Source organism: Sphingomonas sp. FUKUSWIS1 (assembly GCF_000733135.1).
In the GTDB taxonomy this organism is placed as follows: Bacteria; Pseudomonadota; Alphaproteobacteria; order Sphingomonadales; family Sphingomonadaceae; genus Sphingomonas; species Sphingomonas aerolata.
This window is the reverse complement of record NZ_JPJC01000059.1, coordinates 1-22,619: the sequence shown is the minus strand read 5'-3', so window position 1 is coordinate 22,619 and position 22,619 is coordinate 1. Positions and strand designations below refer to the sequence as shown.

Annotated in this window: 27 protein-coding genes; 16 read left to right on the top strand and 11 right to left on the bottom strand. The window is 67.2% G+C overall.

The features are described from left to right. Window positions 1-213 precede the first annotated feature (213 nt). Complete coding sequence (locus tag sphsw_RS04805; protein ID WP_031439614.1) at window positions 214-825, top strand: PadR family transcriptional regulator; 612 nt, start codon at window positions 214-216, stop codon at window positions 823-825. Beyond that, window positions 822-1,112 carry a DUF2218 domain-containing protein gene (locus sphsw_RS04800; protein WP_031439613.1) on the top strand — a complete coding sequence of 97 codons (291 nt, stop codon included), beginning with the start codon at window positions 822-824 and terminating at the stop codon, window positions 1,110-1,112. The genes sphsw_RS04805 and sphsw_RS04800 overlap by 4 nt, the downstream gene beginning before the upstream one ends. Window positions 1,113-1,137: 25 nt before the next feature. Here the strand turns inward: sphsw_RS04800 and sphsw_RS04795 are convergent, their stop codons facing one another. Continuing rightward, window positions 1,138-2,289, bottom strand: a complete 1,152-nt coding sequence (locus sphsw_RS04795; RefSeq protein WP_031439612.1) for a glycosyltransferase family 4 protein — start codon at window positions 2,287-2,289, stop codon at window positions 1,138-1,140. A 124-nt stretch (window positions 2,290-2,413) separates the two neighbouring features. On the opposite strand from sphsw_RS04795, the gene radA reads away from it, so the two are divergent. The 5 genes from radA to sphsw_RS04770 all read left to right on the top strand — a co-directional run bounded on the left by radA (window position 2,414) and on the right by sphsw_RS04770 (window position 7,035). Beyond that, on the top strand, window positions 2,414-3,784 hold the full coding sequence (radA, locus tag sphsw_RS04790) for a DNA repair protein RadA (protein WP_031439611.1): 1,371 nt from the start codon (window positions 2,414-2,416) through the stop codon (window positions 3,782-3,784). A gap of 110 nt (window positions 3,785-3,894) precedes the next feature. Then, entirely contained in the window at window positions 3,895-4,461 is a 567-nt protein-coding gene (locus sphsw_RS04785) for a CvpA family protein (protein WP_031439610.1), read from the top strand. Further along, a complete protein-coding gene (locus sphsw_RS04780) occupies window positions 4,458-4,946 on the top strand; it encodes an iron-sulfur cluster assembly scaffold protein (RefSeq protein WP_037529006.1) in 489 nt (162 codons plus the stop codon). The genes sphsw_RS04785 and sphsw_RS04780 overlap by 4 nt, the downstream gene beginning before the upstream one ends. After that, the gene (locus sphsw_RS04775; protein ID WP_031439608.1) at window positions 4,946-6,709 is read left to right on the top strand and encodes a cation:proton antiporter domain-containing protein; all 1,764 of its coding nucleotides are present in this window, start codon (window positions 4,946-4,948) and stop codon (window positions 6,707-6,709) included. The genes sphsw_RS04780 and sphsw_RS04775 overlap by 1 nt, the downstream gene beginning before the upstream one ends. Next, complete coding sequence (locus tag sphsw_RS04770) at window positions 6,706-7,035, top strand: DUF423 domain-containing protein (RefSeq protein ID WP_031439607.1); 330 nt, start codon at window positions 6,706-6,708, stop codon at window positions 7,033-7,035. The genes sphsw_RS04775 and sphsw_RS04770 overlap by 4 nt, the downstream gene beginning before the upstream one ends. A 13-nt stretch (window positions 7,036-7,048) precedes the next feature. On the opposite strand, the gene sphsw_RS18690 is transcribed toward sphsw_RS04770, so the two are convergent. The 3 genes from sphsw_RS18690 to sphsw_RS04760 are packed head-to-tail and all read right to left on the bottom strand — an operon-like array spanning window position 7,049 to window position 8,825. Continuing rightward, window positions 7,049-7,189 (bottom strand): DUF2256 domain-containing protein, encoded by a 141-nt coding sequence (locus sphsw_RS18690; protein WP_081874135.1) that lies wholly within the window; start codon window positions 7,187-7,189, stop codon window positions 7,049-7,051. After that, window positions 7,189-8,289 (bottom strand): 3-dehydroquinate synthase, encoded by a 1,101-nt coding sequence (aroB, locus tag sphsw_RS04765; protein WP_031439606.1) that lies wholly within the window; start codon window positions 8,287-8,289, stop codon window positions 7,189-7,191. Before aroB ends, sphsw_RS18690 begins: the two co-directional genes overlap by 1 nt. Beyond that, window positions 8,286-8,825, bottom strand: a complete 540-nt coding sequence (locus tag sphsw_RS04760) for a shikimate kinase (RefSeq protein ID WP_031395245.1) — start codon at window positions 8,823-8,825, stop codon at window positions 8,286-8,288. The genes aroB and sphsw_RS04760 overlap by 4 nt, the downstream gene beginning before the upstream one ends. A 104-nt stretch (window positions 8,826-8,929) precedes the next feature. Between sphsw_RS04760 and sphsw_RS20745 the strand changes: the two genes are divergently transcribed. From sphsw_RS20745 to sphsw_RS04745, 4 genes are read left to right on the top strand one after another with little or no spacing between them, the layout of a single operon-like run. Continuing rightward, a complete protein-coding gene (locus sphsw_RS20745; protein ID WP_260171443.1) occupies window positions 8,930-9,064 on the top strand; it encodes a hypothetical protein in 135 nt (44 codons plus the stop codon). Continuing rightward, the gene (locus sphsw_RS04755; protein WP_031439605.1) at window positions 9,048-10,946 is read left to right on the top strand and encodes a hypothetical protein; all 1,899 of its coding nucleotides are present in this window, start codon (window positions 9,048-9,050) and stop codon (window positions 10,944-10,946) included. Before sphsw_RS20745 ends, sphsw_RS04755 begins: the two co-directional genes overlap by 17 nt. Before the next feature lie 13 nt (window positions 10,947-10,959). Further along, window positions 10,960-11,910, top strand: a complete 951-nt coding sequence (locus sphsw_RS04750) for a tyrosine-type recombinase/integrase (protein ID WP_042466585.1) — start codon at window positions 10,960-10,962, stop codon at window positions 11,908-11,910. 31 nt (window positions 11,911-11,941) lie between these two features. After that, window positions 11,942-12,889: an acetyl-CoA carboxylase carboxyltransferase subunit alpha gene (locus sphsw_RS04745; RefSeq protein WP_031396232.1), complete on the top strand. Its 948-nt coding sequence runs from the start codon at window positions 11,942-11,944 to the stop codon at window positions 12,887-12,889. A 76-nt stretch (window positions 12,890-12,965) separates the two neighbouring features. On the opposite strand, the gene sphsw_RS04740 is transcribed toward sphsw_RS04745, so the two are convergent. Then, complete coding sequence (locus tag sphsw_RS04740; RefSeq protein ID WP_031396231.1) at window positions 12,966-13,139, bottom strand: Flp family type IVb pilin; 174 nt, start codon at window positions 13,137-13,139, stop codon at window positions 12,966-12,968. A gap of 120 nt (window positions 13,140-13,259) precedes the next feature. Then, entirely contained in the window at window positions 13,260-13,475 is a 216-nt protein-coding gene (locus tag sphsw_RS04735; protein WP_081874134.1) for a Flp family type IVb pilin, read from the bottom strand. Between the two features lie 31 nt (window positions 13,476-13,506). On the opposite strand from sphsw_RS04735, the gene sphsw_RS04730 reads away from it, so the two are divergent. Continuing rightward, window positions 13,507-13,917, top strand: a complete 411-nt coding sequence (locus tag sphsw_RS04730; protein WP_031439602.1) for a (deoxy)nucleoside triphosphate pyrophosphohydrolase — start codon at window positions 13,507-13,509, stop codon at window positions 13,915-13,917. 39 nt (window positions 13,918-13,956) lie between these two features. Here the strand turns inward: sphsw_RS04730 and sphsw_RS04725 are convergent, their stop codons facing one another. Further along, complete coding sequence (locus sphsw_RS04725) at window positions 13,957-14,538, bottom strand: DUF1989 domain-containing protein (RefSeq protein WP_031439601.1); 582 nt, start codon at window positions 14,536-14,538, stop codon at window positions 13,957-13,959. Beyond that, entirely contained in the window at window positions 14,531-15,229 is a 699-nt protein-coding gene (gene gntA, locus sphsw_RS04720; RefSeq protein WP_031439600.1) for a guanitoxin biosynthesis heme-dependent pre-guanitoxin N-hydroxylase GntA, read from the bottom strand. The genes sphsw_RS04725 and gntA overlap by 8 nt, the downstream gene beginning before the upstream one ends. A 122-nt stretch (window positions 15,230-15,351) precedes the next feature. Between gntA and sphsw_RS04715 the strand changes: the two genes are divergently transcribed. From sphsw_RS04715 to sphsw_RS04700, 4 genes are all read left to right on the top strand, one after another. Continuing rightward, window positions 15,352-16,086, top strand: coding sequence for a Crp/Fnr family transcriptional regulator (locus sphsw_RS04715; protein ID WP_031439599.1), 735 nt, complete (start codon window positions 15,352-15,354; stop codon window positions 16,084-16,086). Further along, complete coding sequence (locus sphsw_RS04710; RefSeq protein ID WP_042466584.1) at window positions 16,083-16,301, top strand: hypothetical protein; 219 nt, start codon at window positions 16,083-16,085, stop codon at window positions 16,299-16,301. Before sphsw_RS04715 ends, sphsw_RS04710 begins: the two co-directional genes overlap by 4 nt. Before the next feature lie 138 nt (window positions 16,302-16,439). Further along, window positions 16,440-18,566, top strand: a complete 2,127-nt coding sequence (locus sphsw_RS04705; RefSeq protein ID WP_031439598.1) for a M3 family metallopeptidase — start codon at window positions 16,440-16,442, stop codon at window positions 18,564-18,566. Then, on the top strand, window positions 18,566-19,855 hold the full coding sequence (locus sphsw_RS04700; protein WP_031395035.1) for an MFS transporter: 1,290 nt from the start codon (window positions 18,566-18,568) through the stop codon (window positions 19,853-19,855). The genes sphsw_RS04705 and sphsw_RS04700 overlap by 1 nt, the downstream gene beginning before the upstream one ends. Window positions 19,856-20,000: 145 nt before the next feature. On the opposite strand, the gene sphsw_RS04695 is transcribed toward sphsw_RS04700, so the two are convergent. The 3 genes from sphsw_RS04695 to sphsw_RS04685 form a co-directional block, all read right to left on the bottom strand. Further along, window positions 20,001-21,317 (bottom strand): sensor histidine kinase, encoded by a 1,317-nt coding sequence (locus sphsw_RS04695; RefSeq protein WP_081874133.1) that lies wholly within the window; start codon window positions 21,315-21,317, stop codon window positions 20,001-20,003. 52 nt (window positions 21,318-21,369) lie between these two features. Further along, window positions 21,370-22,089 carry a response regulator gene (locus sphsw_RS04690; protein WP_031395033.1) on the bottom strand — a complete coding sequence of 240 codons (720 nt, stop codon included), beginning with the start codon at window positions 22,087-22,089 and terminating at the stop codon, window positions 21,370-21,372. 84 nt (window positions 22,090-22,173) lie between these two features. Continuing rightward, window positions 22,174-22,619: hypothetical protein (locus sphsw_RS04685; RefSeq protein ID WP_042466582.1), on the bottom strand; the 446-nt coding region annotated here is incomplete at its 5' end.

The window sequence follows — 22,619 nt, the reverse complement described above, 5'->3', positions numbered from 1 at the left end:
GGGGGGCGGGTTCGAAACCCGCGAAAAGGTCGGCCATGCTCGCAATGTAGTCGATACGGACGACTGTGCCACCCTGGGCCTAGCCTCGCGTTCCGCTGTCTGATGACGCGTCTCCTGCCCAAGACATGCAAAAGATATATCTTGAGAGATCTTGCGAAGCGCAGCTGAAGATATATCTTGCACGTATCGGGATGCGCTCGACAGGAGATTCGAATGTTCATGCACATGCACGGCCGCGGATGCGGTCATCGTGACGGACACCATGCCGCGATGGGCGGCGGCTATGGCGGCGGCCGGGGCGGCGGGCGCTTCGCCTTCGCCTGGGGGCCGGGTGAGGGTGAGCGGCCGGGTGGCGGGCGGCAGCGGCGGATGTTCGACGGGGGCGAACTGCGCCTCGTCCTGCTCAGCCTGATCGCGGATTCGCCGCGCCACGGCTATGACCTGATCCGCGCGATCGAGGAGCTTACCGGGGGCGCCTATGCGCCGAGTCCGGGCGTGGTCTATCCGACGATAACGCTGCTCGACGAAATGGGGCTGATCGAGGAGCAGCAGTCCGAGGGCGCCAAGAAGCGCTTTGCGATCACGCCGGCCGGCACCACGCATCTCGACGAGAATGCAGAGCAGGTCGCGGCGTTGATGGCGCGGCTGGCGGCGGTCGGCGAGCACCGGGAACGCGCGGATCGGGCCCCCATCCGGCGCGCGATGGGCAATCTGCGCCATGCGGTGCAGGACCGGCTGCTCGGCGACGGCTTTTCGGAAGAGGCGGCGCACCAGGTGGCGGCGCTGATCGACGAGGTCGTCCAGAAGATCGAGCGCGTGAAGTGAGCGTGTCGATCGCACGCGTGCCGACGCAGTCGGCGAGCCGGTATCTTCAGCAGCTTGCCAAACACTGGAGCCACAAGATGGAGGTGCGCTTCACCGAACAGGAGGGGCGTATCGCGTTTCCGGGTGGTGCGGTGCTCGAGATGCGCGCGGACAGCCAGACGCTCGACGTCGCGCTGTCGGTGCCCGAGGGCGGGGATGTCGAACGGATGCGCGACGTGGTGTCGAGCCATCTCGACCGGTTCGCGTTTCGCGAGGCGCCGCTGACGTTCGATTGGGTAGACGCGTAACCGGACGGTCGCGCGTCGCATTCAATCACCGGTGCCGGCGCGCCATCACCGCGAGATAGGTGTCGAGCACCGTCTGGTTGATCGTGTCCCAGCGATAGCCCGCGGCCTTGGCGTGCCCGGCTTCGCCCATCGACTGCCGGAGCGCGGGATCCGACACGATCCGGCCGATCGCATCCGCATAGGCGCCGATATCGGTGGGTGGTACGAGGAAGCCGGTCGTGCCGTCCTCGATCAGGTCGACCGCGCCGGTCGCGCGCGCGGCGACCACGGGGACGCCCGCCGCCATCGCCTCGAGCGTCACGTTGCCAAAGGTCTCGGTGATGCTCGGGTTGAAGAACACGTCCATCGACGCGACTGCGCGTCCGAGCGCGTCGCCCGACTGGAAGCCGGCGAACACGGCCTCGGGGACATGGCCCGCGAACCAGTCGCGCGCAGGACCCTGGCCGACGACGACGACACGGTGCGGCACGCCGCGGCGGCGCAGTTCAGTGACCACGTCCGCAAAGACGTCGAGGCCCTTTTCCTTGACCAGCCGGCCGAGAAACCCGACCACCATCTCGTCGTCGGCGATGCCGAGCGACCGGCGCCAGGCCGTGTCGCGGCGCGCCGGGTCGAACCGCGCGTGATCGATACCGCGTGACCAGATGCCGATCGACGACTTCACGCCCCAGCCGCGGAGCAGCTCGGCCATGCTGGGTCCGGGCACCAGGACCTCTTCCACGCGATTGTAGAAGCGCGTCAGCCGCTTCTTCGCGATCGGCTCGAGGAAGCCGAGCCGGTAATAGCGGAAATAGGTCTCGAACCGGGTGTGGAAGGAGGCGACGGTCGCGATGTCGCGTTTGCGCGCATAGGCGACCGCGGCATGGCCGAGAAACTCTGGCGCCGAGACATGAACGATATTGGGGGCGAACGCGTCGATGTCGTGGCGGACGCGCGGCGTGATCCCGAGTGCGGCGCGATATTCGCCGCGTCCGCCGACCAGCGGGATCGCGGGCACGTCGACCAGATCGCCGATCGCGGGGAAGGCGGGCTCCGCGACCGTCGGCGAATAGACCCGCACCTTGACGCCACGCGACAGCAAATGGCCGACGAGCAGGTTCAGCGACTGGTTCGCACCATCGCGGACGTAATTATAGTTGCCGCTAAACAGGGCCACGCGGAGGTCGGTCGGCTGCATCGCTCGGGCGGATAGCGTTGCCCGTCGGTTAGCGCCAGACAATCCTCTGTCGCCGAGGCGGTGGCGTTTCGCGGCGCGGGTGATCGCTGTTCCCTTATCGTTCCTATCTGGCTACACCGCGGCGATGGCGAAAATTCAGAAACGGTATGTGTGTCAGGCGTGCGGTTCGGTCGCATCGCGCTGGGCCGGGCAATGCGCCGACTGCCACGAGTGGAACACGCTGGTCGAGGAGGCTAATACCGCCGCGACGCCGTTTCATTCGAAGCACAATCTGCAGACCGGCGGCCGTGCGATCCAGCTTGTCGGGCTGGATGCGGAGATCAAGCTGCCGGACCGGATGGCGACCGGTATCGCCGAGCTCGACCGCGCACTGGGCGGGGGCTTTGTCGAAGGATCGGCGACGCTGATCGGCGGCGATCCCGGGATCGGCAAGTCGACCTTGCTGTTGCAGGCGGCAGCGAAGATGGCGCTTGCCGGCCAGTCGGTGGCCTATGTCTCGGGCGAGGAGGCGGCGGACCAGGTCCGGCTGCGCGCGCGGCGTCTCGGGCTCGGCAATGCGCCCGTGCAACTCGCGGCGGCGACCTCGACGCGCGACATCCTGACGACATTGCAGACAAGACCGCCGGCGATGCTGGTGATCGATTCGATTCAGACGATGCATTCCGACCTGATCGAAGGCGCACCCGGTACGGTCAGCCAGGTGCGGGCATCGGCGCAGGAGCTGATCCGGTTCGCCAAGGAGCGCGGGACCGCGGTCGTGCTGGTCGGCCATGTGACCAAGGACGGCAGCATCGCGGGGCCGCGCGTGCTCGAGCATATGGTTGACACGGTGCTGAGCTTCGAAGGCGAGCGCAGTCACCAGTACCGGATCCTGCGCGCGATCAAGAACCGCTTCGGCGGCACCGACGAGATCGGCGTCTTCTCGATGCAGACCGAGGGGCTGGCCGAGGTCGGCAACCCATCGTCGCTGTTCCTGACGACGCGCGACGACGCGATGACCGGCGCGACGGTGTTCCCGGCGCTGGAGGGGACGCGACCCGTGCTGGTCGAGATCCAGGCGTTGACGGTGCGGCTGGCGAGCGGCGCGACGCCCAGGCGCGCGGTGGTCGGATGGGATTCGGGGCGGCTGGCGATGATCCTCGCGGTGCTCGAGGCGCGGTGCGGGCTGAGCTTCTCGTCGGCCGAGGTCTATCTCAACATTGCCGGTGGGTACCGCGTGCAGGATCCCGCCGCCGATCTCGCGGTCGCCGCGGCGCTGATATCGGCGATGGCGGAGCGTCCCGTACCGGTCGATGCGGTCGCGTTCGGCGAGGTGGCCTTGTCGGGCGAGATCCGGCCGGTCGCGCACGGTCCGCTGCGGCTGAAGGAAGCGAGCAAACTTGGGTTCGAGCGCGCGCTGGTCCCCGCGTCGATGAGCGACGAGAAGAGCGGCATGCGGCTATCGGGGTTCAAGACGCTCGCCGCGTTCGTCGACCACATGCTCGGGCGGGGATGAGGCGGGGCGAGGCGTCCGGCGTCGGGGCGGGCGACCGCGGGGTGGCGATGAACGGGCGGTTCGTGCGGCTGCACTAGCGGTTCGCGGCGCTCGTCCCTATTCCAGAGATCATGAACCTCACCGCCCTCGATGTCATCGTCCTGCTCGCGGTTGCCGGCGCCGCCGTACTCGGCCTGATTCGCGGGTTCGTGACCGAGGTGCTTTCGATGTTCGCCTGGGTCGCGATGGTGGCGATGCTCAAGCTGTTCCACATCCCCGTCGCGGCCGCGCTGACGCCGGTCATCGGGACGGTCAGCGGCGCAGCGGTCCTCGCCTTCGCGCTTATCACCGGGCTGACCTATATCGGCGGGCGGCTCGTCGCCAACGCGATCGGCGCGCGGACGCGGACTTCGATCCTGGGACCGGTCGATCGCGCGCTCGGATTCGGGTTCGGGGCGCTGAAGGGACTGATCCTCGCAAGCCTCGTCTTCCTGCTGGCGACGCTGGTGATCGACACGATGAGTGGCGGTGCGGCGCGGCGGCCCGAATGGATGACCCGCTCGCGCACCTATCCGCTGCTCAATGCGACGAGCGCGAGCATTGCCGATTTCGTCGATCGCCGCCGTCGCGGCAAACCGGTGTTCGGCACGAAGCCGAACGTTTCCCGATCCGATACCGCAAGTGAGCCGACCCCATGAACGCCCCACTCTACAATGCCGAGATCCTGCGTCTTGCCGCGTCGATTCCGTATCATGAGCGCCTGACCGCGCCGATGGCGACTGCGGAACGCCGCTCGCCGATCTGTGGCAGCCGCGTGACGGTGGACGTTGATATGGGCGCGGATGGGCGCGTCGCCGCGGTTGGGTTGCTGGTGCGCGCCTGTGCGTTGGGTCAGGCGTCCTCGTCGTTGCTCGCCTCGAGCATCGTCGGGCGGACGCCTGCGGAGCTGGCGGCGGCACGCGATGCGATCACCGCTTGGCTCGCGCGCACCGGCGATGCGCCCGACTGGCCCGGGATGGATGTCTTCGCACCCGCACTCGACTATACCGCGCGGCATCCGTCGATCCGCCTCGCTTTCGAAGCGGCGGCGGAGGCGGCCGAGGCCGCGGCTAACAATGCGTCGGGTCATGCGGAGGTGTCGGTCACGGCCCCTGCGAGCGCGTCTGCCGGGACCGATGTCTGATGCATGACGGCACGCCGACGTCGCTCTTGCGCGACGGGGTGGTCCTGCTCGGCTTCGGGCTGGTGTTCGTACTGCTGTTCCGAAGGATCGGCCTCGGCGCGACGCTGGGCTATCTCGTCGCGGGGGCGGTCGTCGGGCCGCATGTCCTGGGGCTGGTGGGTGACGCGGAGGCCAAGCTCGGGTTTGCCGAACTCGGTATCACGTTGCTGCTGTTCATCGTCGGGCTCGAGCTCAACCCGAGCCGGCTGTGGCGGATGAAGCATGAAATCTTCGGTCTGGGCCTGATGCAGGTGGTTGCCTGCGGTCTGGCGATCACCGCGATCGTGTGGCTCGGCGCGCGCTTCTCGCTGCCCGCCGCGCTCGCCTTAGGACTGCCGCTCGCGCTGTCGTCGACCGCGCAGGTGTTGCCGATGCTGCAATCCTCGGGGCGGATGCGGACGCCCTTTGGCGAGCGCGCCTTCTCGATCCTGCTGTTTCAGGATCTGTCGATCGTCCCGCTGATCACGATCGTTGCGGCGATGAGCCGCAATCCCGCCGATGCGAATGCGCCGCCTGGATGGCTGCTAGCGCTCTACACGGTCGCCGCGGTCGTCGGGCTGATCATCGCCGGGCGGTTCCTGTTGCGGCCGTTCTTCCGGCTGATCGGCAATATGGGCGAGCGCGAGATGTTCGTGTTCGCCGGCCTGTTCACGGTCATCGCCAGCGCCGCAGTGATGGAATGGCTCGGCCTGTCGACCGCGCTCGGCGCGTTCATCGCCGGCGTGATGCTCGCGGACAGTCCGTACCGGCATGAGCTTGAGGCCGATGTCGAGCCGTTCCGATCGATTCTGCTCGGACTGTTCTTCCTCGCGGTCGGCATGCTGCTCGATCTCGGCGCGATCGCCGAGCGGCCGCTGTTCGTGCTGGCGATGGCCGCGGCGCTGATCGCGACGAAGACCGGCGTGATCATGGCGATCGGCATGGCGTTCAAGATGACCTGGCGGCAGGCCTTCGCGCTCGGCCTGTTGCTGAGCCAGGGCGGCGAATTCGGCTTCGTGCTGTTCGCACAGGCCCAGGCGGGGCTGCTGATCGATCCGGAAGCAGCGAGCCTGTTCGGCGCGATCATCACGCTGTCGATGGCGACGACCCCGTTCCTGATGGGGATTACCCGCCGGTTCCGGACCGAGCCGATTGCACCGGGCACCGATCGGGAGGGTCCGGTCGCCGATGGCGCCAATGCGATCATCGTCGGCTATGGCCGGTTCGGGCAGACGGTCGGTCAGATGCTGCTGGCACAGGGCATCCCGGTCACGCTGATCGATACCGATATCGAGATGATCGACATTGCAGGCGAGTTCGGCGCCAAGGTCTATTACGGCGACGGCACCCGGCTCGACCTGTTGCGCCAGGCGGGGGCGGCGGACGCCGAACTCATCTGCATGTGCATCGACGGCGATCAGATCGAGCCGGAGACGATAGCGGCGATTCACGAGGCGTTTCCCAAGGCCGAGATCTATGTCCGCGCGTTCGATCGCCGCACGCTCGTCAAGCTGAAGAACGGCCCGGCGACCTATGTCGTTCGCGAGGTTCTCGAATCGGCGGTCAAGATGGCGCGGCTGGCGCTACGTGGGCTCGGCGTTGCGCCGGCCGAGATCGATCGCGCGGAGGAAGCGTACCGGGCGCGCGACAAGGAGCGGTTGCGCATCCAGATCGCCGCCGGCGACATTCGTGCGGCGCGCACCGAGACCGCGCAGCGCTTTCCATGGGGGAATGATCCACAATGATGCTCGCAGTTCTGGCGGCGCTGTCGGGCGCCATCGCGGTCGCGGCGGGCGCGTTCGGTGCGCACGGTGCAAGCGGTCCCGCGGTGGAGTGGTTGAAGACGGGCGCGCAGTATCAGCTGATCCATGTCGTCGCGGCGCTGGTCGCGGTGCGAACGGAGGCGCGGGGGCCGGCATGGCTGTTCGTCATCGGTGCGGCGATCTTTGCGCTGACGCTCTACGCCATGGCGCTGGGGGCGCCGCGCTGGTTGGGTGCGATTACGCCGATCGGCGGCGCGTTGCTGATTGGCGGCTGGCTGTGGCTGGCGTGGAGCGCAGCGCGCAGCTGACGGTGCTGCTGTGCTATCGCTTCTTGCGGCAGGCATCCGAGCAGTAGATCACCGAATCCCAGTCTCGCGCCCATTTCTTGCGCCAGGTGAACGGCCGTTCGCAGGCTGGGCAAATCTTCGTCGGCAGGTTCTGCTTGGCGACGCCATTGGGCATCAGCGGGGCTCCGCGTCGAGGAAGGCGGCGACGTCGGCGAGGTCGACGGTCGTGTCGAGATAGGTCCGGCCGATCCCGCGGGCGAGCAGGAAGGGCAGGGTGCCCGCCGCCATCTTCTTGTCGTGGCGCATGTGATCGACGAGCGTCGCGCCATCCGCGGCGACATGCGCGCCGGCCAATCCGTCGGGCAGCTGAACCGCGCGCCAATGCGCCGCCACCCGATCGGCCTCGTCGCGCGGGCACAGTCCGTGGGCCGCCGAATAGCGGAATGCCAATGCGCAGCCTGCCGCGACGCCCTCGCCGTGGATCAGCGTCTGCGAGAAGCCCGTCTCGGCCTCGAGCGCATGGCCGAAGGTGTGACCCAGATTGAGCAGCGCGCGCGTGCCGGTCGTCTCATGCTCGTCGGCCGCGACGATGCGCGCCTTTGCCGACACGCTGTGGATGATGGCGTATTCGCGGAGTGCGATGTCGCCGGCGAGCAATGCCGCGCCGTTCGTCTCGCACCAGGCGAAGAAGGCGGGGTCGTCGATCAGCCCGTATTTCACCACCTCGGCATAGCCCGCGCGCAGCTCGCGGATCGGCAGCGTGTCGAGCACCTGCGGATCGATCAGGACCATCGCCGGCTGGTGGAAGGCGCCGATCAGGTTCTTGCCCGCACGCGTGTTGATCGCGGTCTTGCCGCCGACCGAACTGTCGACCTGCGCGAGCAGCGTGGTCGGGATCTGGACGAAGCGGCAGCCGCGCTTGAGGATGGCGCAGGCAAAGCCGACGAGATCGCCGATCACCCCGCCGCCAAGCGCGACGACGTGATCGCCGCGCTCGATGCCGATGTCGAGCAGGCGGTCGCACAGCCGTTCCAGCGTCGCCCAGCTCTTCGATCCCTCGCCGGGCGAAAGCACGATCGCCTCGCTCGCGACGCCGTGCGCCGTGAGTGACGCCTGCAGCGTCGCCAGATGGCCGCTCAGATTCTCGTCGGTGACGATCGCCATCGTCCGACCGCGCGCGAGCGGCGCCAGATGATCGCCGGCATCCTCGAGCAACCCTGCCTGGATGTGGATCGGATAGGTCCGTGCGCCCAGGTTCACGGTGATGACGGTCATAGGCCGATGGCTTTCAGGATGGAGGCGACGGTCGCCTCGTGCGGCGCCTTGTTGCTCGCGATATGGATATGCGCCTTGGCGTAGATCGGGTTGCGGACGCGAGCGAGCTCGGCAAGCACCTGACCCGCGTCGCGGTTGCGCAGCAGCGGGCGGGTGTTGCGACGCCCGACGCGTTCGACGAGGATCTCGGGCGGCGCGCTGAGCCAGATCGCGGTGGCTTCGGCGAGGATGAGGCTGCGAGTCTCGTCATTGATGAACGCGCCGCCGCCGGTCGCGATGACCTTCGGTGTGCCGTCGATCAGCCGCGCGATCACGCGGCGCTCGCCGTCACGGAAATAGGCTTCGCCATATTTGGCGAAGATCTCGCTCACGCTCATGCCGGACGCGGCCTCGATCTCGTGATCGGCGTCGACGAAGGGCAGCCGCAAGCGGTGCGCGAGGCGGCGGCCGACGGTGGTCTTGCCCACGCCCATCAGGCCGACGAGCACGATCGGGGGGCCGCTCCAGGGGGCAATCGGGTTGTGGCTTTGCAACATCGCGGTCCGCGCTATACAGCGGCACTGCGCGGGGGGAAACGGCATCCGCATGCCTATTCGCATCCGTCACCAATGTCCTATCAGTCTTTTACAAGGTTTTGCGTATGTCCCGCCTGATAGTCTCGGTCGTCGTTATCCTGGTCGTCGTCGTCGGTGGGTTGTTCCTGCTCGCCGGACGCGCCACGGAGCGCCCGCAGACGCAAGTCGAGAAGGCCGTGACGCTTGCGAACCTGTCCTAAGGTCACGCTGGCGGCGCTCGCCGCCGCCTGCAGCCTTGCCGCGCTCGCGCCGGCGATCGGGCAGGACCGACCGGAATCACTTCTGCCGCCCGGTTTCGGTGACACGACGCCAACACCGGCGCCTGCACCGCGGCGGACTCCCCCGTCCGCCAACCCGACGCAGTCCCAGCCGCCCGGACAGGCACCAGCCCGGTCCGCACCGACGACCCCGTCTTCGGGCCCGACCGCGTCCCCCGGCGCTCCCGTTCCAGCGCCGCCGGCCGGGATGGCGACGATCCAGCCGCTGCCCGCACCTGATGGCAGCGTTGCGCCGCTGACGACGACGCCTGCCGCTGACACGCCGCCACCGATCGATCCGGCGGTGCTCGCGCAATATGAGATGCCGGCCTCGGCCCGCCGTTCGCTCGACCGTGTGGGGCCGATCGGTCCCGGCGAGGGCGGCCTTGCGGCCGACGCGTTCGGCGATGCCGAGGGCCCCTATCTCGAAACGCTGATGCGGCGGTTGAGTGCGCCGCTCCCGTCGCGCTGGATGTCGATCCTGTTGCGGCGAGCGCTCGTGTCGCGGGTCGAGACCCCGGTCGGCGTCAACGGCGCGGATTTCGCCGCCGAGCGCGCCTGGCTGTTGCTGCGCATGGGCGAGTCCGTCGCCGCGCGTGCGGTGGTGCAGGGCGTCGATACCGGCAATTACACACCCAAACTCTATCAGGTGGCGATGAATGCCGGTCTCGCCGCGGGCGATCCGGGGGCGTTGTGCCCGCTCGTCGAGGGCGCGATGCTACGCGCGCCGGCACGCGGCTGGACGATGGCGCAGGCGATGTGCGCGGGGCTGTCGGGATCGCCGACCCAGGCCGGCACGCTGATCACCGCGGCACGGCGCCGCAACGTCGCGTCGGGCGTCGACATGCTGCTCGCGCAGAAGGTCGTCGGCGCAGGGGGGCAGGGGCGTCAGGCGGTCACGATCGAATGGGATTCGGTCGACCAGCTGACCTCGTGGCGGTTCGGCCTGGCGATGGCGACCGGGGTCGCCGTTCCCGATGCGCTGTACCGGACCGTGGGTGTGCAGGCGACCTATTGGCGCGCGCTGTCGCCTGCGATGACGATCGCCGACCGCCTGCCTGCCGCGGACGCCGCCGCGGCGCAAGGGGTGCTGTCGAGCGCGGCGCTGGTCGATCTCTACGCCGCAGCGGAGGCGGACGACAGCGTGCAGAGCGCGGTGGCCGCGACCGTGCAGGACCTGCGCACCGCCTATGCCGACCGCAATGCCGAAGGCCGGATGACCGCGCTGCGATCGATCTGGGGCAAGGCGGAGGACGCGTGGCCGTCCTATGCCCGTATGGTGCTGACCGCGCGGGCGGCGGCACGGATCCCGCCCGCAAATGGCGAACGCGATGCGGACCGGATGGTCGCTGCGATGCTGTCCGCGGGGCTCGACCGGACTGCGGCGCGCTGGCGCGGCACGGTCGCCAAGGGGGGCGATGGCTGGGCGATGATCGCGCTGGCGGATCCCGATGCGACCGGTCGCCTGAGCTATGGCGATCTTGCGGCCTATAGCGGTGGTCGGGGCGATTCGGCCCTGAAGCAGCGTCTGCTGTTCGCCGGACTGGCCGGGCTCGGCCGTCTGAGCGCGGGCGATATCGAACGGGCTGCGCAGGCGCTGGCGGTTCCGATCGGCACCGAAAATGGCTGGACGCGTGCGCTCGACACGGCAGCGCGAGCGGGCCAGCCGGGGACGGTCGCGCTGCTCGCGGCGACGGGCATGCAGACCGCCAGCTGGCACGGCATGCCGCCCGAGGCCTTGTACCGGATCGTCGCCGCGTTGCGCGCTGTGGGTCTTGAGGGCGAGGCGCGTATGATCGCGGCTGAGGCAATCGCGCGCGCGTGACGCGGGCCCGATCATGACCGATGCGGTCGCCGGGGCGGATGCGGTCGAGCGCGCGCCGCCGGCGGCGAGCGACCGGGCGCTGATCGAGCGGTTCCTCGAGATGATGGCGGCGGAATCGGGCGCTGCGCCGAACACGATTGCGGCGTATCGCAGCGATCTCATGCTCGCATCACGCGTTGCCGAGGGTGCGCTGGCGGGCGCGGACGGCGATGCGCTGGGGCGGCTGGCGGACAGCTGGAGCAGCCTGTCGCGCGCGACGGTCGGCCGCAAGTCTGCAGCCTTGCGCCGGTTCTTCGGATTTCTCGCGGACGAAGGGCATCGCAGTGACGATCCGGGCAAGGCACTGCCGCGGCCAGGGACGGCACGCCCCTTGCCGAAGATCCTCAGCCACGGCGATGTCGACCGGTTGTTCGCCGCGATCGTCGAGCGCGTGGCGCGCGATCCGATGGATCCGGTCGACCTGCGGCTCTCCGCGCTGATCGAACTTCTTTACGGATCGGGGCTGCGTGCGACCGAGCTCGTCAGCCTGCCACGCGCCGCGGTGCACCCCGACCGGCCGTTCCTGATCCTGCGCGGCAAGGGCGGACGCGAGCGGCTCGTGCCGATCTCGGACCGGGCGCGTGCCGCCGTCGCGCTGTGGCGCACGCACGTCGCGGCGGATCAGCCCTGGCTGTTCCCCTCAGGCAAGGGGCATTTGTCACGAATTCGCCTGTACCAGATCGTCAAGGCGCTGGCGGCAGAGGCGGGGGTGCCCCCCGACCGCGTCAGCCCGCATGTCCTGCGCCACGCCTTCGCGACGCATCTGCTCGCGGGGGGCGCCGATCTGAGGGCGTTGCAGGCGATGCTCGGGCATGCCGATATCGCGACCACGGAGATCTATACGCATGTCGAGGCGAGCAAACTCATCGAGCTCGTCAACACCCGCCACCCCCTGACCGATCCTGAGCACGCGACCTCACGTTGACGTTCCGGCGCGCGCCCCGTAACCGACGCGGATGCCAAGCTTCCTCGACTTTGAGAAACCCATCGCCGAACTGCAGGGGCGGATCGACGAACTTCGTGAGACCGCCAGCGATGGCAATCTCGATCTGTCCGCCGATATCATGCGGTTGCAGGCGAAATCCGACAAGCTGCTGAAGGACACATTCGCCCGGTTGACGCCGTGGCAGAAGACGCAGGTCGCGCGCCATCCCGAGCGGCCGCACTTCAAGGATTATGCGGCCGCGCTGTTCGAGGAATTCGTGCCGCTCGCCGGTGACCGGGCGTTCGGCGACGACCAGGCGATCCTGGGAGGCTTTGCGACGTTCCGCGGCCGCAAGATCATGGTGCTCGGCCATGAGAAGGGCGACGATACCGCGAGCCGGTTGCGGCACAATTTCGGCATGGGCAAGCCCGAGGGCTATCGCAAGGCGATCCGCCTCGTTGAACTCGCGGACCGTTTCGGCCTGCCGATCGTGACGCTGGTCGACACGTCGGGGGCGTTTCCCGGCATCCAGGCGGAAGAGCGCGGACAGGCGGAGGCGATCGCCCGGTCGACCGAAGCCTGCTTGAACGCAGGCGTGCCGATCGTCTCGGCGATCGTCGGCGAGGGCGGATCAGGTGGCGCGGTCGCGCTGGCGGCGGGCAACCGCGTGCTGATGTTCGAACATGCCATTTATTCGGTGATCAGCCCCGAAGGCTGTGCGTCGATCCTGTGGCGTACCGCGGACAAGGCGGCCGAGGCCGCGGAGGCGATGCGCATCACGGCGCAGGATCTAAAGGCGTTCGGCGTGATCGACACGATCGTCCCCGAACCGCTGGGTGGCGCGCACCGTGACCGCGCGGTGGCGATCGACGCGCTGGGCAGCGCGCTGACGGATGCACTCGACTCGCTCGTTCCTTTGTCGCCGGTCGAGCTGCGCAAGGAGCGCCAGGCCAAGTTCCTCAAGATGGGCCGTCTCTGAGCCCGACAACGAAAGGGCGGCGGATCCGAAGATCCGCCGCCCTATGCGTTTCGTTTCGATCCTGGGACCGAGCAGATCAGGTCGTCGAGCCGTTCAGCTTGGTCGAGACGTTGTTGAACGTCTTGTTCAGGCTGCCACCCAGGCCCTGCATCGCGGCGATGGCTGCGACGGCGATCAGCGCGGCGATCAGGCCGTACTCGATTGCGGTTGCGCCCTTGGTATTCTTGAAAATCTTCCGAAGCGTCTGCATTCCGGTCTCCATCGTTAAAAGCATCAGTCACCCGGCCGCCCGGGGCTACACCGGATCAGCAATTTGGTGACTAGACGTGACCCATTGAGAAAAGCTTAAACGGGCAGATTTTTGCTATGGTTAGCGCGCGTTAGCGACTCGGTTGTGCAGCATGCCCCAGAGCGCCGTGATGCCATCAGCAAGATAGACGAGTCCGGCGATCATGCCGAGAACGACGAGCGCAAGAATAAGCCCGTATTCAACTGCAGTAGCGCCGCGCCGGTCCGTGATGAGCGCGGTCGCAGCGGCGCGGATCTTGCGACGCATGGTCTTTACGACGATCAGCTTCGGCCTCATTGCGTGCCCTATACAGCGCGGAGATTAATGAATGACCAAAGCCGCTTACTTATTGCCGGTCGTCGCCGCAGCGCTGGTCGATGCGGACGGCCGCGTCCTGCTGCAGCAGCGCCCCGAGGGCCGCTCGCTGGCCGGGCTGTGGGAGTTTCCGGGCGGCAAGGTCGAGCCGGGCGAGACGCCCGAAGCCGCCTTAATCCGCGAGCTTGAAGAGGAACTGGCGATCACCGTGCCGCAGGCCTGCCTTGCCCCCGCCGCGTTTGCCAGTGCGCCGCTCGACGACCGGCATCTGCTTCTGCTGCTGTACATCACGCGCAAATGGACCGGCGTGCCTCGCGCGCTCGAAGCGACCGCGTTACGCTGGGTCCGCCCGATGGACATGCACGACCTGCCGATGCCACCTGCCGACCGGCCGTTGATCGGACTACTCGACGCCTTGCTGTAAGCGTACCCTCGGCGTTTCGGCGCCAAAGGGCACATTGCGTCAGTCGATCCGGTACTGGATCGGCTTGAACGCGCCGCCATTGGACTGGAGCGCAGAACAAGCGGTCAGGCCGATGATCAGGTCCATCTCTGCGCGGAACGTGACGGTGTCGCCGGCGCGGCTGAGCGGTGGTTCGACCGTGAACGCCCCGGTCGTGCCATCGATCGGCACGTTCATAAAGCAGTTGAACGCGACCGGGATCGCGTCCGGCTCGATACCATAAGGCGCGAGCGCGGCCGCGAGATTGCCGAAGCAGCCCCGGTGCGGATCGGTGTCGCCGTAGATGATCGCGAAGGTTTCCTTCGAACACGGCGTCAGCAGGAAATCATGCCGGCCGACATCGTCGGCGATGATGTCGAGCATCACGGTGCTGCGGTTCGAATAGAGCCGGTCGCCGGTGGTCAAGTACAGCCGGCTGGCATAGTCCAGCGTTCGCCCGGACGAAATCACCTCGCGCGTGTCGGCGCGGCTATAGGCCAGCAGATCGGCGACCTGCCGGCCCTCGGGATCGATCACGGTCAGCGTCTGGCCGCGATCGAGCGTGAAGGCTGTCCCCGACCGGGGACTGATCGTCTCAACCATGTGCACTGCTCCGCTTGAACGGGCATTTCCAGGAATCGTCGACGACCCGCCCGCTATACTGGCGTGCCTCGCTCGATTCGCCGTGGCGCGCAAGCATCGGGTTCATCGACCCCGCCAGCTCGAGATCGCGCGCCAGGATCGACGTCCGCAGCTTGTCGTAGCGCTGTTGCGTCCGCAGCACCTCAAACTGGTCGTGGAGGTTGAACACCATCGCCGGCGCCTCGAAACGCCGTGCGGGACGGCTCGCCTGCGGGTGCAGGCCGACGACGAAAAACGCCTCGCCGGAAAAGCTCAGCGAAAAATGCGGATCGTCGGGATCGGCGCTGACCGAGGGATCGGGACGATGGCCTAGCCACGCGTCCTTGTCGCTCAGCGACTGGGCCCGCGCCCAGAGGTGCGATTCGAATTCCTCTTCGCTCAGGTGCGTGGCACTGTCGGCCGGGCCTTCGAACAACACCACGAGCGTACGGAAGATCGCGCGATCCTGGTGATATTTGCGGACCGTGTCGCCCAACATGGGCAGGATGCGCAGGTCGTCCCATGCCGATCGAAGGTCGCGCGCAACGATGATGTCCATCTGCCCCTTCGCCAGCGCCGACTTGGCGCCGACACACGGGAAGGCAGTGTCCTTGATCGTCGCGATGAACGCGCGTGCGAGCGGATGGTCGTTTTGGGATTGCGGCTGATACATGGTCGACGAGGAACAGATGGCCGGCGGCTTTGTTTCGCCTTCGACGCGATTGACTCATCTCGATCAATATGAATCCGCTGATGAGCGCGTCACGTGCGCGGTATTGCGGTGGGGAAACAGGCATGCTGACGGAAAAATTCTTGCTGGGCCGAGGCCGCGAGGACCTGAGCGCACAGGAAAAGCAGATCCTGGAGGACAGCGTCGCCGAGGTAAGGTCGCTGCCGCCGCGCCATCGCCTCGTGCGTGCCGGCCAGCCCGTCCAGACGAGCACACTGCTGCTCGAAGGGTTCATCTGCCGTTACATGGATGATCGGGATGGTCTGCGGCAGCTCGTCGCCGTCCATATCCCGGGGGATTTTGTCGATCTTCACGCCTTCCCGATGAAGCGGCTGGATCATGACGTCGCGACTTTGGGGCCAGTAAAGGTCGCGACGTTCGACCATGCGACGCTGAAGACGATTACGGAACGGCATCCGCATCTGACGCAGCGGCTCTGGTTCAGCACTTTGCTCGATGCGGCGATGCACCGCGAATGGATTTTCCGGATGGGGCGGCTCGGCGCCGAGGGCCGCGTGGCGCATCTGTTCTGCGAGATTTACGCACGACTGGCGATGGTCGGCTTGGCGAAGGACGGCCGCTACGCGCTGCCGATGACCCAGCCCGATCTAGCGGAGGCCTGCGGCATCACCGGCGTCCACGTCAATCGCGTGCTGCGCCTGCTGCGAGAGCGCAAGCTGGTGACATTCCGGGCAAATACCGTCGAGATCATGGATCCAGCCGGGCTGGCGAGTGTTGGGGAATTTCATCCCGACTATCTTTACGGGACGAGCGCCACCCCCGCCGGAGCCTTTGCATGAACGACAGGTTGAAGCCGGAGGACGAGCCGGGCGTAGCGGCGGCCGAGCAGGGGCAGGTGACGCTCGATGGTCCCAATGGCCTGGCGATCGCGATGACGCCCGCGGCGGCGGCCGAAACGGGCCGCCGGCTGATCGAGGCGGCACGTTTGGCTGAACAGCAGACCCCGCCTTTAAACGCTATGGATGGGCATTCAGAGGCGTCTGACGACGTCTAGTCCCGGGCAGCCTGACCGGTCCTTTGGCACCATGGACACGGCCTGCCAGCGCGGGCCGGGGGGTGCCGCCGCGGTACGCGGGGTTCCGCATCTGCACATTGTCTCTATGATGGCGTCAACATCGTCCGGGAGAACCATGTGCATTTTCTACCCTTCGCAATCAGTGCAGCCGCATTGATGGCGTCAGCATCTACCATGGCGCAGACCGCGGTCGCGCCCTCCGCCAATCCGCTGCTTGCCGACTGGACCGGCCCCGCAGGCGGGGTGCCGCCCTGGGACAAGGTCCGCCCCGAACTGTTCCCGCAGGCGTTCGAGACGACGCTGGCGGAGCGCACCGCCGAATATCGCAAGATCGCAGACAACCCGGCCAAGCCGACCTTCGCGAACACGATCGTGCCGATGCAGCTTGCGGGCAAGCGCTACGGGCAGGTGATGACGCTGTTCGGCGTGATGACGGGCAACATGAACACGCCCGCCTATCAGAAGCTCGACCGCGAATGGTCGCCCAAATTCTCCGCCGCGTCGGATGCCATCACGTTCGACAAGCCGCTGTTTGCGCGGATCCAGGCGATCTACGACGCGCGCAACTCGAGTGGGCTGGACGCGCAGCAGATCCGGCTCGTGACGCGGATCTATGACAGCTATGTGCGCCAGGGCGCGAAACTGAACGATGCGCAGAAGGCGCAGCTGTCCCAGTATAACCAGCAGCTGGCGACGCAGTTCTCGACCTTTGGCGAGAAGCTGCTCGCCGACGAGAGCAAGGCGATCTCGGTCACCGACGAGGCGCAGCTGGCCGGGCTTCCCGACAGCGTGAAGGCCGTCGCCAAGGCCGCGGCGGCCGAGCGCAAGCTGCCGGGCTTCGCGATCGTCAACACGCGCTCGGCGGTCGATCCGGTGCTGACCTACGCGACCGACCGCGCCCTGCGTGAGAAGGTGTGGCGCGCGTTCGTCGATCGCGGCGATAACGGCGATGCCAACGACACGAACGCGACGATCGCGCAGATCGTCAAGCTGCGTGCCGACCGCGCGCATCTGCTCGGGTTCAAGACGCACGCCGACTGGCGGATGCAGGACACGATGGCCAAGACGCCCGCCGCGGCGATGGACCTGATGATGCGTGTCTGGCCCGCCGCCAAGGGACGCGTCGCCGAGGAAGTCGCCGACATGCAGAAGATCGCCGGCACGTCGCTGACGATCGAGCCCTGGGATTACCGCTTCTACCAGGAGAAGGTCCGCAAGAGCCGCTACGATCTCGACCAGGCGCAGCTCAAGCCGTATTTCGAGCTCGGCAACATCATCCAGGGATCGCTCTACGCCGCCAACCGGCTGTACGGGCTGAACTTCAAGGAGATCACCGGCACGGTGCCGGTGTTCGAGCCGAACATGCGTGTGTGGAGCGTGACGGACAAGGCCGGCAAGGATGTCGGGCTGTTCTATCGCGACGATTTCGCGCGGACGGGCAAGCGGTCGGGCGCCTGGGCGAACACCTATCGCGGGCAGCGCGGGCTGGCCCCGGCGCAGCTGGTGCTGTCGTCGAACAACAACAATTTCGCCAAGGGCGCACCTGGCGAGCCGATCCTGATCAGCCTCGACGATGCGCAGACGCTGTTCCACGAATTCGGCCATGCGATCCACGCGATGCTGCAGAACGTCCAGTATCCGGGCCTTGCAGGGACGCCGCGCGACTTCGTCGAATATCCGAGCCAGGTGAACGAGCATTGGCTGCTCACTCGCGACGTGCTCGACAAATATGCGCGGCATTACCAGACCAAGGCGGCGATGCCGCAGGATCTGCTCGACAAGATCGAGAAGTCACGGACGTTCAACCAAGGCTTTGCCACCGCGGAATATCTGTCGTCGGCGATCGTCGACATGAAGATCCACACCGTGGCCAATGGCGTGATCGACCCGGACAAGTTCGAGGCGGCGACGCTCGCCGAGATCGGCATGCCCAAGCAGCTGGTGATGCGGCACCGCGTGCCGCAGTTCCAGCATCTGTTCTCGTCCGACAGCTATTCGGCGGGCTATTACAGCTATCTCTGGTCCGAGACGATGGACGCGGACACGTTCGCTGCGTTCGAGGAGGCGGGCAGCCCCTGGGACAAGCCGACCGCGGACAAGTTCGCAAGGCTCCTGCTGTCGACGGGTAACGAGACCGATCGTGCCGAGGCGTATCGCGCCTTTCGCGGTCGCGACCCGGATGTGAACGCGTTGCTCAAGAAGCGCGGCTTCGCCCCAACCCAAGCCGCACAGGACGCGAACTAATGGCCCCCGATCAGAAGACACGCCTGAAAGCGATCATCGGCGGATCGACCGGCAATCTCGTCGAATGGTTCGACTGGTACGTCTATTCGGCCTTCACGCTCTACTTCGCGCCGCACTTCTTCCCCTCAACCGACCGCACGGCGCAGCTGCTGAGCGCGGCGGCGATCTTTGCCGTCGGCTTTTTGATGCGACCGATCGGCGCGTGGATCATGGGGGTCTATTCGGATCGCCACGGCCGCAAGGCGGGGCTGACCGTTGCGGTGACGCTGATGTGCGCGGGGTCGCTGATCATCGCCTGCACGCCGGGATACGAGACGATCGGCGTGTTCGCGCCGATCATGCTGGTGATCGCACGCCTGATGCAGGGGCTGTCGGTCGGCGGTGAATATGGCGCGTCGGCGACGTATCTGACCGAGATGGCGGGCAAGGATCGCCGCGGGTTCTTCTCGTCGTTTCAGTATGTCACGCTGATCTCGGGACAGCTGCTCGCGATCTGCGTGCTGCTGGTGCTCCAGTCGACGATGAGCGAGGCGGCACTCGATTCCTGGGGCTGGCGCATTCCGTTCGCGATCGGTGCGGTCCTGGCCGTGGTGGTGTTCTACATTCGTCGCGGGCTGGCCGAAACGCAGAGCTTCGAGAATGCCAAGTCCGAGGCGGGCGACGGCAAGCCCAAGTCGGGCTTCCTCCAGCTGATCACCAAGCATCCGCGCGAGACGATGACGGTGATGCTGCTGACGGCAGGCGGCACGCTCGCCTTCTATGCCTACTCCATCTACATGCAGAAGTTCCTGGTGAACACGAGCGGCTTCAGCCGTGAGGTGGCGAGCCAGATCAATGCCGCGACGCTGTTCGTGTTCATGCTGCTCCAGCCGATCGCGGGCGGGCTGTCGGATCGGGTCGGCCGCAAGCCGCTGATGATCGCGTTCGGCATTGCAGGCGTGCTGTTCACCTATCCGATCTTCACTGCGCTCGAGACGGCGACCAACCCGGTCTATGCCGGGTTGCTCGTGATGGCGGCGCTGCTGATCGTGACGGGCTACACCTCGATCAATGCGGTCGTGAAGGCCGAGCTGTTTCCCGCGCATATCCGTGCGCTGGGCGTGGCGTTGCCCTACGCGCTCGCCAACACGCTGTTCGGCGGGACCGCCGAATATGTCGCACTCAAGTTCAAGGATTCCGGGTTCGAGCGCGGCTTCTACTGGTATGTAACCGGCATGATCGCGGTGTCGCTGATCGTGTATCTGCGGATGAAGGATACGCGGACGAACAGCCAGATCGTCGAGGACTAGGGGCTTCGGCCCGCTGGCTTCACAACCTCCGTCATCCTGACGAAAGTCAGGATCCAGAGCCCAATGTCGCAGCATGCGTGGCTCTGGATCCTGGGTCGAGCCCAGGATGACGGGTTTTGGGTGGACGTGTGCGCCCGGCTACGCCTCAGCGCGGGAGTTCGATGATCGCGTCCAGGCCGCCACCGGTGCGGTTGACGAGGCGGATCTCGCCGCCGGCCTCGCGGATGATGGCGCGGGCGAGCGCGAGGCCCAGTCCGATGCCACCGGTCTCACGATTGCGCGACGTTTCCAGCCGGGTGAACGCGTCGAACACGTCGCCCATGCGATCCTCGGGGATCCCGGGTCCTTGATCGGCGACGACGATCGCGACGCGATGCGCATCCGCCTCGACGCGGACCTCCGCCGAAACACCATATTTGACCGCATTCTCGATCAGGTTGCGAACTGCACGTCGGATCAGCGAGGGGCGCAAGTGCATCCGCAGCCGCCCCGCCTCGACGAACGTCACATTGTCACCGATATCGCGGAAATCCTCGACCACCGCGTCGACCAGCGCCGCCAGATCGACATCGGTCGGCGGCTCGCTCGGACGGCCGAGCCGGGCAAGCGACAGGATGTCGTCGAGCGTGCGGTTCATCTCGGCGATCGTGTCCGCCATCCGCGTGCGATCGGTGTCGTCCTCGACCGATTCGATACGAACACGCAGTGCTGCCAGCGGCGTGCGCAGGTCATGGCCGATCGCGCCGAGCATCCGATCCTTCTCGTCGAGCATCGCGGTGACGCGCAGCCGCAGCGCGTTGAATGCGCCGACCAGCGCGGCGACGTCGTCGGGGCCGCGAACCGACAGCGCGATACCCGGCTCGCCCGGCCGGAACGCCTCCGCCGCAGCGCGCAGATCGCGCAACGGGCGCGACATCCGCCGGACGATCCACAGCACCGGCAACAGCACGATGACGTACAGGATCGCGGTCTGGCTCAACAGTGCGAACAGCAGCCGCCAACCCGGCTGCGGCCACGGCGCGGTGATCGCCAGCCACCCGCGGCCCGGCTGTTCGACCGCGATCACCAGCGTGGGGCCCTGCAGGTCGCCCCGCCGGTCGGCGTTGCGACGACCCTCCCGCCGCCGGGACCCGGCATCGTCGTCGGAAACCGGGCGCAGACCGGTATCGATCCGGCCCACCGTCAGCCCTTGGTCGGCAAGCTGGCGACGGAGTTCCGCCGCGACCTCCGGATGCCGCTGATAGGCGAAGGGGGCGAGCGGATTGGCGGTGAGGCGACGGACCCGGCCGCGGTCGGCGGTCAGCGGTCGCCCGGCATGCGCCTCGCGTTCGAGCGCATCGGCAATCCGGGTCGCCACCGGTCGCGTCGCCTGGGCGAGACGGAATTCGGTCCGGTCGCGAAGGATGAGCCCGAAATTGATCGCCTGCGCGACGAACAGGGCGAGTGCGATCAGCAGAGCCATCTGCCCTGCCAGACTGCGCGGCCAGGGCCGGGACGCCGTCACGGGTGCGCGATCACAGGCGGATGACCTCTGCCGCCAGCGTATAGCCGCCGCCCCAGACCGTCTTGATCAGTTCGGGCGTCTTGGCATCCGCCTCGATCTTGCGACGCAGCCGGCTGACCTGGTTGTCGATCGCGCGATCGAACGCGGCGGCCTCGCGCCCCTGGGTCAGATCGAGCAGCTGGTCGCGGGTCAGGACCTGGCGCGGTCGCGTGACGAGCGCGAGCAGCAGGTTGTACTCGCCGGTCGACAACGGCACCGACACGCCTTCGCGGTCGACCAGCGCGCGTTCGCCCGATTTCAGAACCCAGCCGGCAAAGGCGTAGGAATTGGCCTCGGGCGCATGCTGACGTGCGCCGCCCGCGGTGGCGCGGCGCAGGACGACCTTCACCCGCGTCGCGAGTTCGCGCGGCGAGAAAGGCTTCACGACATAATCGTCGGCGCCCATTTCCAGCCCGACGATCCGGTCGGTTTCCTCGGCGCGCGCGGTCAGCAGGATGACCGGCACGTCGCTGGTCGCGGCGATGTGGCGGCACAGGCTCAGCCCGTCCTCGCCCGGCATCATGATGTCGAGGATGACGAGGTCGATCGCATAGGCGGTCAGCCGCGTCCGCGCGGCTTCCGCGTCGCCGGCCTGCGTGACGCGAAATCCCTGCTTGGTCAGATAGGCGGCCAGCGGCTCGCGGATCGAACGCTCGTCATCGACGAGCAACAGATGCGGCATGTCTCCCATGGGGGCGACGTCTAGCATGGTGCGTGTCCAAAGGAAGCGCCGGACGATCGCAGACCGTCCGGCACGCAGGGGCAGGGGGGCGGATTACTGATCGGTGTCGCCGCCCGGCCGGTCCATCCGGTGCCCGCGACCATGGCGCATCGCACGGCGATCGGGCCGCTCGCCCGCGTCGAGCCGTCCGTCATGATTGGCGTCCATCCGGTCGAAACGCTGCCCGGCACGGTCGATGAATTCGGCGCGTGTGAGCACGCCGTCATCGCCGCCGCGCCTGCCGCGCATCATCTGGCCCTTCCTGCCGTCCGCCATGCCTGCGCGCTCGGGCGGGAGCGTCTTGCCGCGTGCCGCCATCCGGGCCTCGCGACGGTCGCGCATCGCTTCGCGCGCCGCGTGGCGTTCGGCGGCGGTCACGATGCCGTCGCCGTCGGCGTCCAATCGGGCGAACTGGGCCTCTGCCTGCGCGACGACTTCGGCGCGGGTGAGGACGCCGTCGCGATCGGTGTCGGCCTGCATCATCGGCCCGCCGCGCATCC

What these genes read in the sequence shown, in the direction of transcription:
- sphsw_RS04805 (WP_031439614.1), top strand. Translation starts at nt 214, where the DNA reads ATGTTCATGCACATGCACGGCCGCGGATGCGGTCATCGTGACGGACAC.
- sphsw_RS04795 (WP_031439612.1), bottom strand. Translation starts at nt 2,289, where the DNA reads ATGCAGCCGACCGACCTCCGCGTGGCCCTGTTTAGCGGCAACTATAAT.
- radA (WP_031439611.1), top strand. Translation starts at nt 2,414, where the DNA reads ATGGCGAAAATTCAGAAACGGTATGTGTGTCAGGCGTGCGGTTCGGTC.
- sphsw_RS04785 (WP_031439610.1), top strand. Translation starts at nt 3,895, where the DNA reads ATGAACCTCACCGCCCTCGATGTCATCGTCCTGCTCGCGGTTGCCGGC.
- sphsw_RS04780 (WP_037529006.1), top strand. Translation starts at nt 4,458, where the DNA reads ATGAACGCCCCACTCTACAATGCCGAGATCCTGCGTCTTGCCGCGTCG.
- sphsw_RS04775 (WP_031439608.1), top strand. Translation starts at nt 4,946, where the DNA reads ATGCATGACGGCACGCCGACGTCGCTCTTGCGCGACGGGGTGGTCCTG.
- sphsw_RS04770 (WP_031439607.1), top strand. Translation starts at nt 6,706, where the DNA reads ATGATGCTCGCAGTTCTGGCGGCGCTGTCGGGCGCCATCGCGGTCGCG.
- sphsw_RS18690 (WP_081874135.1), bottom strand. Translation starts at nt 7,189, where the DNA reads ATGCCCAATGGCGTCGCCAAGCAGAACCTGCCGACGAAGATTTGCCCA.
- aroB (WP_031439606.1), bottom strand. Translation starts at nt 8,289, where the DNA reads ATGACCGTCATCACCGTGAACCTGGGCGCACGGACCTATCCGATCCAC.
- sphsw_RS04760 (WP_031395245.1), bottom strand. Translation starts at nt 8,825, where the DNA reads ATGTTGCAAAGCCACAACCCGATTGCCCCCTGGAGCGGCCCCCCGATC.
- sphsw_RS20745 (WP_260171443.1), top strand. Translation starts at nt 8,930, where the DNA reads ATGTCCCGCCTGATAGTCTCGGTCGTCGTTATCCTGGTCGTCGTCGTC.
- sphsw_RS04750 (WP_042466585.1), top strand. Translation starts at nt 10,960, where the DNA reads ATGACCGATGCGGTCGCCGGGGCGGATGCGGTCGAGCGCGCGCCGCCG.
- sphsw_RS04745 (WP_031396232.1), top strand. Translation starts at nt 11,942, where the DNA reads ATGCCAAGCTTCCTCGACTTTGAGAAACCCATCGCCGAACTGCAGGGG.
- sphsw_RS04740 (WP_031396231.1), bottom strand. Translation starts at nt 13,139, where the DNA reads ATGCAGACGCTTCGGAAGATTTTCAAGAATACCAAGGGCGCAACCGCA.
- sphsw_RS04735 (WP_081874134.1), bottom strand. Translation starts at nt 13,475, where the DNA reads ATGAGGCCGAAGCTGATCGTCGTAAAGACCATGCGTCGCAAGATCCGC.
- sphsw_RS04730 (WP_031439602.1), top strand. Translation starts at nt 13,507, where the DNA reads ATGACCAAAGCCGCTTACTTATTGCCGGTCGTCGCCGCAGCGCTGGTC.
- sphsw_RS04725 (WP_031439601.1), bottom strand. Translation starts at nt 14,538, where the DNA reads ATGGTTGAGACGATCAGTCCCCGGTCGGGGACAGCCTTCACGCTCGAT.
- gntA (WP_031439600.1), bottom strand. Translation starts at nt 15,229, where the DNA reads ATGTATCAGCCGCAATCCCAAAACGACCATCCGCTCGCACGCGCGTTC.
- sphsw_RS04715 (WP_031439599.1), top strand. Translation starts at nt 15,352, where the DNA reads ATGCTGACGGAAAAATTCTTGCTGGGCCGAGGCCGCGAGGACCTGAGC.
- sphsw_RS04710 (WP_042466584.1), top strand. Translation starts at nt 16,083, where the DNA reads ATGAACGACAGGTTGAAGCCGGAGGACGAGCCGGGCGTAGCGGCGGCC.
- sphsw_RS04700 (WP_031395035.1), top strand. Translation starts at nt 18,566, where the DNA reads ATGGCCCCCGATCAGAAGACACGCCTGAAAGCGATCATCGGCGGATCG.
- sphsw_RS04695 (WP_081874133.1), bottom strand. Translation starts at nt 21,317, where the DNA reads ATGGCTCTGCTGATCGCACTCGCCCTGTTCGTCGCGCAGGCGATCAAT.
- sphsw_RS04690 (WP_031395033.1), bottom strand. Translation starts at nt 22,089, where the DNA reads ATGGGAGACATGCCGCATCTGTTGCTCGTCGATGACGAGCGTTCGATC.